General features: G+C 71.5%; 14 protein-coding genes. 4 read left to right on the top strand and 10 right to left on the bottom strand.

Going from position 1 to position 13,778, the window contains the following annotated elements; genetic code table 11:
• Positions 1–35: 35 nt before the first annotated feature.
• Positions 36–596 carry a GNAT family N-acetyltransferase gene (locus tag AB0J33_RS03700; protein ID WP_363609462.1) on the top strand — a complete coding sequence of 187 codons (561 nt, stop codon included), beginning with the start codon at positions 36–38 and terminating at the stop codon, positions 594–596.
• An 11-nt stretch (positions 597–607) separates the two neighbouring features.
• On the opposite strand, the gene AB0J33_RS03695 is transcribed toward AB0J33_RS03700, so the two are convergent.
• From AB0J33_RS03695 to AB0J33_RS03685, 3 genes are read right to left on the bottom strand one after another with little or no spacing between them, the layout of a single operon-like run.
• Complete coding sequence (locus AB0J33_RS03695; RefSeq protein ID WP_363609460.1) at positions 608–1,342, bottom strand: hypothetical protein; 735 nt, start codon at positions 1,340–1,342, stop codon at positions 608–610.
• Between the two features lie 24 nt (positions 1,343–1,366).
• Complete coding sequence (locus tag AB0J33_RS03690; RefSeq protein WP_363609458.1) at positions 1,367–2,050, bottom strand: DUF305 domain-containing protein; 684 nt, start codon at positions 2,048–2,050, stop codon at positions 1,367–1,369.
• 14 nt (positions 2,051–2,064) lie between these two features.
• The gene (locus AB0J33_RS03685; RefSeq protein WP_363609456.1) at positions 2,065–3,948 is read right to left on the bottom strand and encodes a sigma-70 family RNA polymerase sigma factor; all 1,884 of its coding nucleotides are present in this window, start codon (positions 3,946–3,948) and stop codon (positions 2,065–2,067) included.
• A gap of 320 nt (positions 3,949–4,268) precedes the next feature.
• On the opposite strand from AB0J33_RS03685, the gene AB0J33_RS03680 reads away from it, so the two are divergent.
• Complete coding sequence (locus tag AB0J33_RS03680; RefSeq protein ID WP_363609454.1) at positions 4,269–4,454, top strand: hypothetical protein; 186 nt, start codon at positions 4,269–4,271, stop codon at positions 4,452–4,454.
• A 245-nt stretch (positions 4,455–4,699) separates the two neighbouring features.
• On the top strand, positions 4,700–5,506 hold the full coding sequence (locus tag AB0J33_RS03675) for a SigB/SigF/SigG family RNA polymerase sigma factor (RefSeq protein WP_363609452.1): 807 nt from the start codon (positions 4,700–4,702) through the stop codon (positions 5,504–5,506).
• Between the two features lie 6 nt (positions 5,507–5,512).
• On the opposite strand, the gene AB0J33_RS03670 is transcribed toward AB0J33_RS03675, so the two are convergent.
• The 6 genes from AB0J33_RS03670 to AB0J33_RS03645 form a co-directional block, all read right to left on the bottom strand.
• Complete coding sequence (locus AB0J33_RS03670) at positions 5,513–6,580, bottom strand: DUF2855 family protein (protein ID WP_363609450.1); 1,068 nt, start codon at positions 6,578–6,580, stop codon at positions 5,513–5,515.
• A 97-nt stretch (positions 6,581–6,677) separates the two neighbouring features.
• Positions 6,678–7,892 carry a PP2C family protein-serine/threonine phosphatase gene (locus AB0J33_RS03665; RefSeq protein WP_363609448.1) on the bottom strand — a complete coding sequence of 405 codons (1,215 nt, stop codon included), beginning with the start codon at positions 7,890–7,892 and terminating at the stop codon, positions 6,678–6,680.
• Positions 7,893–8,048: 156 nt separating this feature from the next.
• The gene (locus AB0J33_RS03660; protein ID WP_363609446.1) at positions 8,049–8,222 is read right to left on the bottom strand and encodes a hypothetical protein; all 174 of its coding nucleotides are present in this window, start codon (positions 8,220–8,222) and stop codon (positions 8,049–8,051) included.
• Positions 8,223–8,512: 290 nt separating this feature from the next.
• Entirely contained in the window at positions 8,513–9,544 is a 1,032-nt protein-coding gene (locus AB0J33_RS03655; protein WP_363609444.1) for a medium chain dehydrogenase/reductase family protein, read from the bottom strand.
• Between the two features lie 88 nt (positions 9,545–9,632).
• Positions 9,633–10,175 (bottom strand): TetR family transcriptional regulator, encoded by a 543-nt coding sequence (locus AB0J33_RS03650; protein WP_363609442.1) that lies wholly within the window; start codon positions 10,173–10,175, stop codon positions 9,633–9,635.
• A gap of 63 nt (positions 10,176–10,238) precedes the next feature.
• On the bottom strand, positions 10,239–11,120 hold the full coding sequence (locus AB0J33_RS03645; RefSeq protein WP_363609440.1) for a helix-turn-helix transcriptional regulator: 882 nt from the start codon (positions 11,118–11,120) through the stop codon (positions 10,239–10,241).
• A gap of 175 nt (positions 11,121–11,295) precedes the next feature.
• On the opposite strand from AB0J33_RS03645, the gene AB0J33_RS03640 reads away from it, so the two are divergent.
• Complete coding sequence (locus AB0J33_RS03640) at positions 11,296–12,162, top strand: oxidoreductase (protein WP_363609438.1); 867 nt, start codon at positions 11,296–11,298, stop codon at positions 12,160–12,162.
• Here the strand turns inward: AB0J33_RS03640 and AB0J33_RS03635 are convergent.
• Positions 12,159–13,721, bottom strand: coding sequence for an MFS transporter (locus tag AB0J33_RS03635; protein ID WP_363609436.1), 1,563 nt, complete (start codon positions 13,719–13,721; stop codon positions 12,159–12,161). The two genes, AB0J33_RS03640 and AB0J33_RS03635, sit on opposite strands and share 4 nt — an antisense overlap.
• Between the last annotated feature and the right edge of the window lie 57 nt (positions 13,722–13,778).

Below are 13,778 nucleotides of genomic sequence, written 5' to 3'. Positions count from 1 at the left end.
AGTTGTGCCCCGGATGGAACAGAGGACAGCGCCCGATGACGTACCTGGAGAAGATCGCCGGTCTCGGTGAGTTGTCGTTGGTGACCGTGGACCCCGACCGGGACGCCGCACTCCTGCACGGCTGGGTGACCCTCCCCCGCAACTCCTTCTGGGGCATGGGTTCGCACACCCGCGAAGAGGTACGCGACATCTACGCCTTCGTGGACAGCCTCTCGACACACCACGCGTACCTGATCATGCTGGACGAGGAGCCGGTCGGCCTCTTCCAGACCTACCAGCCCGAGGCGGACCCGGTCGGCGAGCGTTACCCCGTCCAGCCTGGCGACATCGGGATGCACCTGCTGCTCAGCCCCGACCGCCGCCTGGCTCGCGGCCTCACCAACGTGGTCGCCCCGGCCCTCGCCCGTTACCTGTTCCGCGACCCGGCGGCACAGCGGATCGTGGTCGAGCCGGACGTCCGCAACCATCTCGCCCTACGTCGCCTGGAGATCGAGGGTTTCACCCTGGACTCGGAGATCGACATGCCGGACAAGCGGGCTCAACTGGCGTTCCTGACGCGTGCCCGGTTCGCGACGCGGCACCCGACGTCGGCCTGACTTCCCGACCGTCAGCTGTTGGCGTTCCAGAAACCGACGAGGGTCGCCGTCCACCAGCCGATCTGCGAGATCGTGGCGGCGGCGACGCCGGGCAGCAACGCCGACCAGGGTGGGCGGCCCTGCGCGGCCACGAGTCGGTCCCGGACCCGGCCGAGGAACAACCCGTTGACGCCGACCACCAACACCGCGAGCAGCTTGACCCAGACGACCCCCGACGACGTGTCCGGGCCCAGGGCGGCCCCGCTGGCGAGCAGACCCACCAGGCCCAGCCAGATGAGCAGGTGCGCGCCGCGCGCGGCGGTCAGCACGGTGCCGAGCGGTTCCCGGCGCAGCAGCCAGCGGAGGCTGAACCAGTCCACCGTCAACACCGCGCCGAAGCCGACCACCAGGCAGGTCAGGTGACAGAAGAGGGCGACCATCCGGGCGCCGGGTGAGAGGGTGACGTGCGGTGCGACGAGGATCGCCAGCAACCACCCGACGGTGACCGTCAGAATCGAGGCGACGATCGGGGCACGGCCGGCGGCCCGCCGGTGGCCACCGCGCCAACCCACCGTCGGCGCCGAGGCGAGCGCGTCGGACGGCGACGCGCCCCGCGGCCGGTGCGCCGCGCGCCCGGCCGGACGGACGACCTCCGGCGTGGCGGCACGATGGGCCGGACGGACGACCTCCGGCGAGGCGGCACGATGGGCGGGGCGGGCGACCCGGGACGCGGGACGGACGTCGGCGGGCAGGTCAGACGTCCGCATCGGCGGGTCTTCCGGTCGGAATGCTCAGCCGGCCGGTGCGGCCGTGGCGGCGCCGGGCCGATTGTCCAGAGTGTTCAGCTCGGTGGCCCGCGCCTGCTGGATCCGGCCGGCGAGCGCCTTCAGCTCCGGGCTCCCCCCGGCGGTCTGCTCGCCCCGGCACAGCACCACGGTCTGCGCGAGGTGCGCCCGGAGCAGGGCAGCCGCCCGGGACGAGACCTCGACGTCGGGCGCGGCGCGTAGCTCGGCGAGGCTGGCCTCGGTGACCATGCCGGGCATCTGGTGCCCCTCGTGGATGTTCAGCTCCGCAACGTTGCCCGCGGCCAGCAGCCCGCGCAGGTCCCGCAACTCCGCCTGATGAGCCTTCCGGACCTCGCCGAGGAGGGCCCGCAGCGACGGGTCCGCGTCAGTGGGTCGGGTGTCCAGCTGGTCGATCAGTGCGAGCGCACCCTCGTTCATCGGGATCAGCAGTTGGATGAACGCGTCGTCGGTGCCGTTGAGCACCACCGGCGCGGTCGGCACCGCAGCGACCGACGAGGCGGAGGCCGACGAGGCAGCGGCCGACGAGGGGGTCGCCGCCTGGTCGGGGCGACCCCAACCCTGGGTGAAACCGACGATCAACCCCGTGGCGACCAGAGTCACGACGACGCCGACCAGCTGCCGGGTGCGGAGGCGGGACCCGGGGCGTTCCGCCGCGCTCTGCTCGTCCATCCGTTCGCCCCTGCTCAACGGGCGGCCTGGAACGCGCGGCCGACCAGCGTCGCGTCGTTTCCGTTGCTGAACAACCCGGACCTGTCCTTGTCCGTGGCGGGTAGGCCGAACCAGGCGTAGCGCTGTAGGTAGGAGAGCTGGCCGAGCATGGCGGTGGCCGCCGTCAGGAAGGCCGCCTGCTGCTCCTGGCTCGGAAACTGCTGACCGCCGCCGTCGAAGCGGATCAGCGCGAACTCGGTGAGCCAGATCGGCTTCCGGTACCGCTGGTAGACCGCCTGTAGGTACTGCCGGAGCTGGTCCACGGCCGCGGCGGTGGTGAAGTCCGCGCCGAACCAGTGCAGCGTGATGAAGTCCACCCGGTGACCGCGTGCCTGGGCGCCGGTCATGAACCTGTCCAGCCAGCCCTGCGGGTCCGGCGCACCCCAGGCGACTGCCGGGCTGCCCAACTTGCTGCCCGTCGCCATCAGCTGCGGCCACAGGTCCAACGCCTGCTCGACGGTCATGTTCGCCTGCTCGGGGATGTCCGGCTCGTTGAAGGTGAGCAGGTACGGCCCGGCCGCCTTGGCCCGGGTCAGCTCCGCGGCGGTGACATTCTCCGCGCTGCGGATCATCGGCACGAACGTCGCACCACGCGGAGTGCTGATGCCCGGATGCTGGGTGCCCCAGGTGTAGTACCAACTGGCCCGGGAGGTCGCCAGCGCCTGACTGGCCCCGGCGAAGTTCCACACTCCGACGCCCTTGCGCGTGGAGCTGGCCGCCGGCGCGACCGGCGCTTTCGAGGAGGGCCGAGCGCTCGGCGACGGCGCGACGCTGCGCGGGGCGACGGCGGTGGGCGGCGCGGACGGCGGCGCCGCCCACGACGGCGCGGACGGATCGTCCGGCAGGATCACCACGGCCATCGTGATGGCCAGGACGGCGGCGGCCACCCCCGCCGCGAGGGACGGCACGAGGCCACGGGGCCGGTTCACCGCAAGGTCGACGACGCTCGGGCCGCCGCCGGCATCGGTGGGCGGCGCGCCGGCTGGCGTCGGCCCGGTGGCGGGTGCGGTCGGCGGACTCGGCGGCCCGACCGCGTGCGCGGCGGCAGCGGGCGTGCCCGCGTGCGGCAACTGGGCGCCGAGACCCGCCGGCAGGGGCAACAACGGCAGGCCGGCGAGCAGCCGGTCGATCGGCAGCAGGGTGTTGCCCAGGCTTCCGCAGAACGCGCAGTCGCGGACGTGCCGGGCCAGTCGCTTGCGCCACAGCGAACTGGGGGTGCCGTCCCACTCGGCGGTCACGGCACGCAGGTCCGGGCAGCCGGGGCGGGCGCGGAGCGCGCGTACGACACCTCGGGCGCTCTGGATCTGCTCCTTCATCCGGTGGATCCGCACCGCGACGTGCCCGGGGGACAAACCGAGCGCGTCGGCGACCTCGTTGCGGTCGATCTCGCCGGTCTCCTCCAACCACCACAGCGAGAGCAGCTCCTGGTCGTCCGGGTCGAGCCAGCGGGTCGCCTCGGCGACCTCGCGCCGTTGGTCGGTCAGGCCGAGCCGGAGAATGGTCATCCCCGCGAAGTCGGAGGCGGGGTCGGGCACGTTGTGGATCGCGTCGAGCCCGGCGTCGCGGTTGAGCGCGACACGTCGGCGCGTCTCCCAGTCCCGCACCTGGCGGATCGTGATCGCCACCAGCCAGGACCGGTACGCCGCCGGGTCGTTGAGCGCGGGTAGGTACCGGATCACCCGTACCAACGTCTCCTGGACCACGTCGTCGACGTCGGCGTGCCCGCGCAGCGCGCGCCCGACGATGTTGTAGACAAGCGGAAGCGAGGCCGCGACGACGTCGTCGAGGGCACGCTGGTCGCCCTGCCGGGCCGCGACGACCAGCCCGACATCGGGCAGTGCTCGACCGGCTGACGACATGGGTCTCACTCCTCGTGTGCTCGTCCGCGCGGCGCCCACGCGGGGTGCGCTGACCGCCCTCAAGATCGGAGACTGGCGGGGGCGGGTGGGATTACAGAATTCCCGGCTGGCTGCTCGGCCACAAGCGAGGCGGGTCCGTCTGGGGCGCATACCGGGCGACAGCTCCGGGTATGGTGCGGGGTGTCGGTGTCGCCGGGCGCTCGCCCGTGCACAGGACACCTCCGTTCGGGCGCCAGCGTGTGCGCCGAGCGTCACCAGGTCGCACGGCGGACATCGCCGAGGCCCTCGACGCACCCCTTCCGCAGAGACAGGATTCCCGCATGACATCGAACGACAACGGTCGACCCGCGCTCTTCCTCGCCACGTCGAACGGCGACGGGCTCGACGGACCGGCGGTCACCTTCGACAGCAGCGAGGAGGCCATGCGGCGGCTGCGCCATCCGTTCGCGGTGAAGCCTGCCCAGCCGGTTCCGGGCGCAGCGGACTCGCCGGTGCAGCACGGCTGATCCGAGCGCTCTCCATCCCCTTCCCGACGCCACACACCTGCCCAGATTCATACTTTCGGCTAGTAAACAGCCGCCCTTTCGGGTAGTGTCCGGGTCATCAAGTGAACGACATGACGCGGTGGCGAGGCCCGTGATCGTGGCCTTGCGACAGCGCACTTTCGCCCGTACGTGCGCCCCGGCGACAGCCGGTTCGGAGAACTCTTCCGGTCGAATCGATCGACGGGCATGTGCGGGAGGTGCCACCCATGGCCATCATCGTCGAGAACGCGACCAGCGCCCGCACCGATCAGCCAGGCAGCGACCAGAGTCCGGACGAACTCCTCGCCGTCCTGGCGTCGACCGCCGCGGACGACCCGCGTCGCCCGGCACGGCGGGACCGCGCCATCGAGGCGTGGCTGCCGCTCGCCCGACACCTGGCGCGCCGCTACGGCGGACGCGGCGCACCCGACGACGACCTGGCCCAGACCGCCTTCGTCGGGCTCATCAAGGCCGTGGACAACTTCGACCACAGCCGGGGCGTCGACTTCAGCGGGTACGCGATCCCGACCATCATCGGCGAGATCAAGCGGTACTTCCGGGACCGCACCTGGGCGGTGCGCGTGCCCCGCCGCCTCCAGGAGCTGCGCCTCTCGATCAGCGCGGCGAACAGCGCCCTGACCCAGAGCCTCAATCGCTCGCCGACCGTCGCCGACATCGCGTCCTACCTCGACCTGTCCGAGGAGACCGTGCTGGAGGGGCTGGAGGGCGCGCGCGCCTACCGGGCCACCTCACTGTCCACCCCGTGCGGGGCCGACGGCAGCCGGGAACTCGGGGACACCCTCGGCGGCGACGACAACGCCTTCGCCCTCGTCGACATCCGGGTCGCCCTCGGCCCAGCCCTCGCCACGCTGCCGGCGCGGGAACGCCAGATCCTGAGTCTGCGCTTTCACGGCAATCTGACCCAGGCCCAGATCGCCGACCGGATCGGTGTCTCACAGATGCACGTGTCCCGGCTGATCACCCGATCGCTCACCGCGCTGCGCCACCAGCTCAGCGAGGACATCGCCGCCTGAACCCGTTCAGAGTTGCACGACGTGGCCCACCCGTGGCGGCGTACGACCGGCGAGAACGTCGAGCCACGCGTGTCGCAGTGCCGCCGGCCCGACACCCACCTGGACGTCGAGCCACCCGCTCACCACGGCGGCGAAACGTTGCCACGCCTCGGTGAAGCGCTGGTCGAGCCCGTCGCGGCCCCAGTCCTGACTGCGCTTGCGCATCTGCACCGGCGCGAAGAAGACCTCCCCGGCGGCCTCGGCGTTCGGCGTCTGGTTGGTCAGCCCGACCGCGATGTCCCGGACGAGCCGCTCGCCGAGGCGTCGACGCAGCGCGGCCCGGGTCGAGGGCGCGCCGGACAGGTCGAGGTACCCGGTCGGGACCACGTCGAGGGTGTCGATGTCGTCGTACGACACGACCTCGTCGTAGCAGCCGAGCGACCGGGTGAAGGCAAGGTTGCCGGGTGAGGTGAGCCCGATCAGGCGTGGCCCGCGACGGTGCAGCTCGAACGCGGCAGCGTACGCGGTCTTGCTCGACGCCGACGACACCAGCAGCGCCTCGGCGCCGTAGAAGTCGTTGTCGACGATCTGGTCGGCCAGCATGAACGAGGTGAAGAACAGCGGGCGGAACAGGATCAGCAGGTCCTCCTGGTCGCGCTGGTACGCCGGGTCGCCGGCGGTCGACCGGTACGCGTTGTACGGCGACGGCAACTCGGCCCGGTGCGGGCTCGCGTCGCGGAACCCGGACGCGTCCACCCGGTCCGGTCGCACCACGAGGTGACCGGCGGGTGGGAGGTAACCGTAGATCCGTTGCCCCACCTCGACCCCCGCCACCGCCGAGGCGACCACCTCGGCGAAGCCCCAGAGCGGCGGGAGACCCCACTGCGGCCCGAGCCCCTGGGCCGCTGGCGGAAAGAACTGCCAGTAGCGCATCGCGTCGCCGAGCACCGCGTAGGTCACGTTGTTGGCGGTCAGGCCGACCCGGTCCACCCGCAGCAGCGCCGCACCGTCGGCCACGGCGGGGGTGGAGCCATCGACGAGCGTGGTCTTCCCGAGGTCGTCACGCGCTACGGCGAAGGTCCATGAGTCAGCCATGAGGTGACGCTAGACAGCCCCGCGATCGGAGACAAGTGCACTGCGAGTGCAAAATCCCACTGCGGGTGCACGGGCCGGGAACCGGCTGCGCGCGGGGTCAGGGTCGGGGCGCGGCGAGGTCGCGGAGGTGCGCGAGCGGCAGGTGCGGCGGTCGCCACTCCACGAAGAGGGCCGTCGCGTCGTCCTCGAGCTGGTCGTCCTGGTAACCGACGACCGCGCGGACCAGGCGACGCATGGTCTCCGGGCTGGGCAACCCGTCGTTGAGGGCGCGGTTGACGAAGTCGACGAGCCGGTCCAGCCCGAACTGCTCCCCCTCCGCGCTACGGGCGTCGGTGATGCCGTCGGTGTAGGCGAGAATGCGATCGCCCGGGTGCAGATTCTCCACGTGCACCCGCGGTCGGCGCGAGGACAGGTGACCCAGGCCGAGAGGCAACATGGTCGGCCCCGGAAGCTCCCGAACGGCCTTGCCGTCACGCAGCAACATCGCACCGGGATGCCCCGCGTTGATCATGCTGAGGTGGCCGGTCCGACGGTCCAACTCGATAAGCAACCCGGTCGCGAAGAAGTTCGGGTGCTCGGACCGCACCCACCGGTCGATGCTGATCGCCGTGTCGACCAGGTCGAGGCCACACCGGCGGGCGTTGCGGTACGCGCTGACCACCAGCGAGGCCAGTGTGCTCGCCTTGATGCCGTGCCCACAGGTGTCGAAGAGCCCGACGCTGAGCACGTCGTCGTTCAGCGCGTAGTCGAAGATGTCGCCGCCGACGTCGTAACACGGTTCGAGGATGGCGGTGACCACCAGGTCGTCGGTCGCGAACGTCAGCGGTGGCAGCAGACCCCACACGATCTCGGCGGCGACCTGCATCGGCATCCGCCGTCGCATCCGCTCGACCACGTCACCGTAGAGCCGGCGGTTCACCAGGATCTGGGCGACGTTGACCGCCACCTCCCAGGCCGGGCCGTCCAGCTCCTCGTCGGCGGCGGCCGAAGAGACGATCTCCAGCACGCCCATCCGCTCACACCCGAGCAGCAGTGGCACCCACACCCGGTCCGGGCTGTCGGGCGCACGCTGAATGTCGAGGGTGCTGAAGGCCCGACCGGCGAGGGTCGTCTCGATCGGCAGCTGATCCCGGCTGAGACCCGTGCCGAGCAGCGGCACGAGAAGGGACTGCGTGTAGTCGGCCAGATAGATCACGATCTCGCTGGCGTTCATCGCGGGAGCCGCGCGGGAGACCAGCTGCGACACCTCGTCCGGGCCGCCCCGGGGCGCGTTGAGCTGCAACCAACGCACCATCTCGCCGACGTCGACCACGCTCCACCCCCTGTCCGCTCCGATCGCAGGAACACGACGCGAGCGGTGACGCTACCTTGCCCCGCCACGCGCCCGGCGTCCACCGAGACGCCGCCACGAGCGGGCGCATCGGTGTCACCACGCTCGCCGGCGTCCGGCCGAGCAGGGCAAAACCCGCTACGGCGTTGGCGCGTCGGCGAGATCGGCGGGGTTGAGGTGCAGGGTGGCGAGCAGCCCGCTGTGCTTGGCCGGGTCCACCCGCTCGGGCAGCTCACGCTCGACCCAGGCGGCCCGGGCGAGCTGACCCCGGTCGCGTAGCGCGGTGACGATCCGATCCCTGGCGATTCTCATCTGGCACTCCCTCTTTGAGGCGTTCGGAACAATTCGCACGCAGGTCCGCCCGCGTGCGCGCGTCGGGCAACCGACCGCCGGACGCCGACGACGCGGTGACCGGTCGGTCGGGACGCGGGTAGCGATCAGCCGACGCGACCGGTACGTCGCGGCGATGGAGAAGATGAGCGGTAACGCCCCTGGCGGGCTGGTGGCGACGGCGTCTGGCGGCCACCGGAGTCCCGGGCGACATGTTCACCGTACGCCCTCGCGGTGGTCCGCCACACCAGCGCCCCTGGACCGGGCGTCGGTCAGGGCTCCAGCACCACCTTGCCGGCCCGGCTGCGGTTCTCGGCGAACACCAGCGCGGCGCAGACCTCGTCGAGGGGGTAACGGGCGGCGATCTGCGGCACGATCACACCCTGCCGCAGCAGGTCCAGCACCATGCCGAGGTCGGTACGCAGGCGACGGCGGAACGCGGCGCGGCGGGTGAGCTGACCGGCCCAGAAGTTGTAGAAACCGGCCCGGTGGCCGTTCGGTAGTGCGTTCCAGGTGTAGAGGCGGGCAAGCAGCTTCACGAAGACCCACACGATCGACTGCCCGGTGCCCACGGCGGCGGCGTTGCCGTAGACGACCAGTTTGCCGCCGGGGGCGAGCAGGGCGTACGAGGTGCGTACGCCCGCCCCGGCGACCGGGTCGAAGACGGCGTCGACTCCATCCGGCGACAGTTCGCGGACTCGCGCGGCCATCTCCGGGTCGCGGTAGTCGAGCGGTTCGACGCCGAGTTCGCGCAGCCCGGCGTGGTGTCGTGCGGCGGCGGTGCCGATGACCCGCAGGCCGAGGTGTCGGCCGAGTTGGACGAGCACGGTCCCGACGCCGCCGTTCGCGCCGTGCACGAGGATGGTCTGCCCGGCCTTCAGGTCGGCGCCCCGCAGCATCTGCCAGGCGGTCACCCCGTTGACGACGACGGTCTCGGCCGCGGCCGGGTCCAGATCATCGGGTACGGGGGCCAGGGTGTCGATGTCGACGAGGGCGTGCGTGGCCCAGGCGCCGGTCTTGGTGACCGCCGCCACCCGCGTACCGACCAGCGCGTCGTCGCCACCGGGGCCGACCGCCCGGACGGTGCCGACGAGGTCGTAGCCGGGCACGAACGGGAACTTCGGCTGGCCGGGGTAGAGCGCGTGGCGCATCTGCTGCTCGGCGAACGAGATGCCGGTCGCCTCGACCCGGACGAGCGCCTGCCCCCGGGCGGGGACGGGCATCGCGCGTCGGTGCAGCCGGAGGCCGTCGGGCTCCACCACACCGGGCAGCACCACTTCGGTGATCATCGTGTCGGCGGTCATGGGGCTTCTCCTTTGTTTGTAAGTGTGCACTCACACACTTCTGCGCCGAAAAGAATGGGCCGCCGAAAGCGGCCCGCATCGGGGTCGGTCAGGGGTGGCGAATGCCGGCGGTCAGGGCGCGGGCCCACGGCTCCGGGACCTGCTCCAGGCCGGCGGTCACGATCAGGTGGCACAGCTGGCCGTACGCGAAGAACTGCTGCACCTGCGCGTCGCTGGCACCGGCCCGAGCCTGCACGAAGGTCGCGACCTGCCGGTAGCCGGCCCGCACCGCCTCGGCGATCTCCGGGATGTCCGTGACGGCCTGCGCCTGCACCTGGAAGAGCAGAAGATCGCGGTCGGCGATCAGCTCCGCGTAGGCGCCGCCCATGGCGTCCAGGACCTCCTCCGGGCTGCCACCCGGGGCACGCTCCGCCCCCGCCTCGATCGCGGCGGCGATCCGGTCGAAGCAGGCTCCGGCCGCCGCCACGAACAAGCCGAGCTTTCCGGAGAAGAGCCGGAAGACGTACGCCTCGGAGATGCCGGCGGCGGCGGCCACGGCGGTGACCGGGGTGGCGTGGAAGCCGGCGCGCGCGAACACCGACACTGCGGCGTTCAGGACGGTGACCCGACGGGCCTCGGCGGTGGATCGCATGTTTGTAAGTGTGCACTCACAAACATGCGGTCGTCAAGTCCGCATCACGCTGCCGGCGACGACTCACTCCAGCGGATAGAGGCGCGCCGGATCGCCGGGCCGGAGGCTGTCCGGGACGTCGTCCGGAGTGCTGGCGGCGATCGAGCCGAGCAGCGCCAACGAGCGGGCGGACTCCGTACCGGGCTCGGCGTGGTAGATCACCAGAAGCTGCCCGTCCGCGCCCGCCACCGCGAGCTTGTCGCAGTACAGGTCGAGGTCGCCCACCTCGGGATGACGCAGCCGGCTGACCACACCCTCCCGCCGGCGCACCTCGTGGCGTGCCCACAGCTGCCGAAAGCAGTCGCTCTTGAGGGACAACTCCCCCACCAACGCCGTCAACCGTGGGTCGTCGGTGGCCCCGCCCGAGTCGGCACGCATCTGCCCGACCACGTTCTGCATCGCCTGCCGCCAGTCGCGGAACAGCTCCCGCTCGGCCGGATCCAGGAACACCGCGCGGAGCCGGTTGGCGCCCGGGGCGAGGTTCGGCGACAGCGCCCTCGCCATCGGGTTCGACGCCAGGATGTCGAGATAGCGGTTCTGCACGAAGGCCGGCATGGCGAGCTGCCGCAGCAGGTGCAGGATGCTGGCCGGCACCCGTTCGGCGGCCGGTCGGGCCGCCCGGCGCGACCGCGCACGGCTCAACCCGATCATGTACGCGGTCGCCTCCGGATCCAGCCGGAGCACCCCGGCGAGAGCGTCGAGGACCTGCACCGACGGGTGCCGCTCGCGACCCTGCTCCAGTCGGAGGTAGTAGTCGGCGCTGATGCCGGCCAGCATCGCCACCTCCTCGCGTCGCAGCCCCGGCACCCGGCGCAGGCCCACACCCGGGCCGAGCCCGACGTCCTCGGGCCGGGTCTGCTCCCGGCGAGCGCGCAGGAAGTCGCCGAGCGGGTTCGTCGCGTCCATGCCACCGACGGTAGATCGCCGGACCGCCCGGTGACTGGCTGTGTCACTACCAGGAACAGCTCGCCCTGCCGTCCGGCCGAATGCCGACGGACAGTCGTCGAAGGGCCGGTTCCGACCGGCCGCATTCGGCACGACGAACAAGCGCGATCGGCACGACGACAAGACAGAGGACGACATGAGCGAGAACCTTCCCGGCGGTGCCCTGACCGTGGCCGACGGCCTCACCCTGAGCCGGATGGGCTACGGGGCGATGCAGTTGGCCGGCCCCGGAGTCTTCGGCCCACCCCGCGACCGCGAGCAGGCGCTCGCCGTCCTGCGCGAGGCCGTCGACCTGGGCGTCCGGCACATAGACACCAGCGACTTCTACGGGCCCGTCGTGGTCAACGAGCTGATCCGCGAGGCGCTCCACCCGTACCCCGAGGATCTGCACCTGGTCACCAAGGTCGGCGCGCGCCGCGGCGCGGACGGGTCCTGGATCCCGGCGTCGGCCCCGGATGACCTCAAGGCCCAGGTCCGGGAGAACCTTCAGCATCTCGGCCTGGACACCCTCGACGTGGTCAACCTGCGGGTCGGAGGGACGGAGACCGCCAACGAGGCGCCGCTCGGTGCGCAGTTCGCCGCCCTGGCGGAGCTGCGACAGGAGGGCCTGATCCGGCACCTCGGGCTCAGCAACGTCACGCTCAACCAGCTCACCGAGGCCCAGGCCATCGCGCCGGTGGTCACGGTGCAGAACCTCTACAACGTCGCCAACCGGCAGGACGACGCCCTGGTCGACAGGTGCGCGGCGGAGAACATCGCGTTCGCCTCGTTCTTCCCGCTCGGCGGTTTCACGCCGTTGCAGTCCGACACGCTCAACGACGTGGCCGTCCGGCTGGGCGCCACCCCGCAGCAGGTCGCCCTCGCCTGGCTGCTCCAGCGGTCCCCGACCACGGTGCTGATCCCCGGCACCTCGAGCGTGGGGCACCTGCGGGAGAACGTCGCGGCGACCGACCTGAAGCTGCCGGCCGACGCGGTCGAGGAGTTGGACGCCATCGCCTCCTAGTGTTCGTGCGGCCGGTTGCGGATGAGGGTGAGCGCCAGCACTGCGGTGACCAGGAAGACGATGCCGGTGATCCGCAATCCGGCCTGGACACCGGAGGTCAGCGCCTCGGCGATCGCCGCCCGGACCGGGTCGGGCAGTGGTTGGTCGCCGGTGGCACCGGAGGCCACCGCCGTCTGCACGGCGGTACTGGTGGGTTCGCCGATCTGGTGCGCGGCAAGCCGGCCCGGCAGGTCGGCCACCATCGTGGTGGTGAGGAGCGTGCCGAGCAGGGACGAGCCGAGCACCGAGCCGACCTGGCGGGCGGCGTTGACCGCCCCGGAGGCCATGCCAGCCTGGGCGGGGGCGACGCTGGCCAGCGCCGCCGCCGTCGCCGGGGCCACCACCAGGGCACTGGCCGCGCCGAACAACGCGAACAGCGGCCACCGGTGACCGAACGACGCGGTCGGCCCCTGGGCCGCCAGAGCGAAACTCGCCACCGCGCCGAGGACCAGGCCGAGGGTGAGCGGGGCCTTGAATCCGGTACGCCGGATCGCCCGCCCGGCGCCGAAGGCGACCACCACGTAGGCGCCGAAGAGCACCAGCATCCGCCAACCCGTGTCCAGTGGGCTGAGTGCCTGGGCGCGTTCGTGGAAGAAGACCAGCAGGATCGCCACGCCGGTGAAGCCGAACAGCGACACCGCGGCGACGACCATGACGGCGCTGAACGACGCCGACCGGAACAGCCGTACATCGAGCATCGGCGCGCTGGCCCGCAGCTCGACCAGAACGAAACCGACAAGTGCGAGAGCCGCGACGATCCAGGCGGCCGACACCACCGGGCTGGTGTAGCCGTCCTTGCCGCCCTGGATCATCGCGTAGACGGCGGCGGCGATGGCGACGGTGCCGAGCAACAGACCCGGCACGTCGAGTCGCGCGGCGCTGGGCCGGGACTCGGCCACCCCGACGACGGTGACGACGAGGGTCACCACGCCCAGCACGATCGTCGACAGGTAGACGCTGTGCCACTGGTAATGCCGCAGCAGGGTCCCCGCGATGAGCGGACCGATGGCGAGCCCGATGCCGGACGCCGCCGACCACGCGGTGATGACCTCGGTGCGTCGGTGCGGGTCGGTGAAGGTCGCGCCGAGAATGGCCAGGCTGTTCGGCAGGATCAGGGCACCACCGAGACCGGCGACCAACTGCCCGACGATCACCCACCCGACGGTCGGGGCGCTGGCCACGACGGCGGCGCCGAGAATCATCGCGATGACTCCGGCGGCGAACGTGCGCTTGCGTCCGTAGCGGTTGCCCAGGGTGGCGGCGGACAGCACGACGCTCGCCACCATCAGGGTGTACGCGCTGGGAATCCAGACCAGGGTGGTCGGGTCGACCCGCAGGTCCCGCTGGATGGTGGTCAGTGCGGAGACCGTCGCGGTGATCTGCAGGAACGTGATCATCGCGCCCAGGCACATGGCGATCAGGGTCACCGGGCCGGAGCCGCGAAGAGTCGAGCCGACGGTGACCGACGGTCCGGGTGGATTCGCTCCGGATGGGGTTGGTGTCGTGGTGCTGGTGGTCACAGGGCGTCCTCAAAGCCGATGGTCTGACTTGCATTTACAGAAGTCAGCAACGCCCCA

Origin of the sequence: Micromonospora sp. NPDC049645 (assembly GCF_040675155.1) — a bacterium.
GTDB lineage: Bacteria > Actinomycetota > Actinomycetes > Mycobacteriales > Micromonosporaceae > Micromonospora.
The sequence above is the reverse complement of the archived record's forward strand: the minus strand, read 5'-3'. Positions and strand labels throughout refer to the sequence as shown.

Coding starts and splice junctions, on each gene's coding strand:
- AB0J33_RS03655 (WP_363609444.1), bottom strand. CDS start 9,544: ATGACCGCCGACACGATGATCACCGAAGTGGTGCTGCCCGGTGTGGTG.
- AB0J33_RS03660 (WP_363609446.1), bottom strand. CDS start 8,222: ATGAGAATCGCCAGGGATCGGATCGTCACCGCGCTACGCGACCGGGGT.
- AB0J33_RS03640 (WP_363609438.1), top strand. CDS start 11,296: ATGAGCGAGAACCTTCCCGGCGGTGCCCTGACCGTGGCCGACGGCCTC.
- AB0J33_RS03700 (WP_363609462.1), top strand. CDS start 36: ATGACGTACCTGGAGAAGATCGCCGGTCTCGGTGAGTTGTCGTTGGTG.
- AB0J33_RS03695 (WP_363609460.1), bottom strand. CDS start 1,342: ATGCGGACGTCTGACCTGCCCGCCGACGTCCGTCCCGCGTCCCGGGTC.
- AB0J33_RS03675 (WP_363609452.1), top strand. CDS start 4,700: ATGGCCATCATCGTCGAGAACGCGACCAGCGCCCGCACCGATCAGCCA.
- AB0J33_RS03650 (WP_363609442.1), bottom strand. CDS start 10,175: ATGCGATCCACCGCCGAGGCCCGTCGGGTCACCGTCCTGAACGCCGCA.
- AB0J33_RS03685 (WP_363609456.1), bottom strand. CDS start 3,948: ATGTCGTCAGCCGGTCGAGCACTGCCCGATGTCGGGCTGGTCGTCGCG.
- AB0J33_RS03690 (WP_363609458.1), bottom strand. CDS start 2,050: ATGGACGAGCAGAGCGCGGCGGAACGCCCCGGGTCCCGCCTCCGCACC.
- AB0J33_RS03680 (WP_363609454.1), top strand. CDS start 4,269: ATGACATCGAACGACAACGGTCGACCCGCGCTCTTCCTCGCCACGTCG.
- AB0J33_RS03645 (WP_363609440.1), bottom strand. CDS start 11,120: ATGGACGCGACGAACCCGCTCGGCGACTTCCTGCGCGCTCGCCGGGAG.
- AB0J33_RS03670 (WP_363609450.1), bottom strand. CDS start 6,580: ATGGCTGACTCATGGACCTTCGCCGTAGCGCGTGACGACCTCGGGAAG.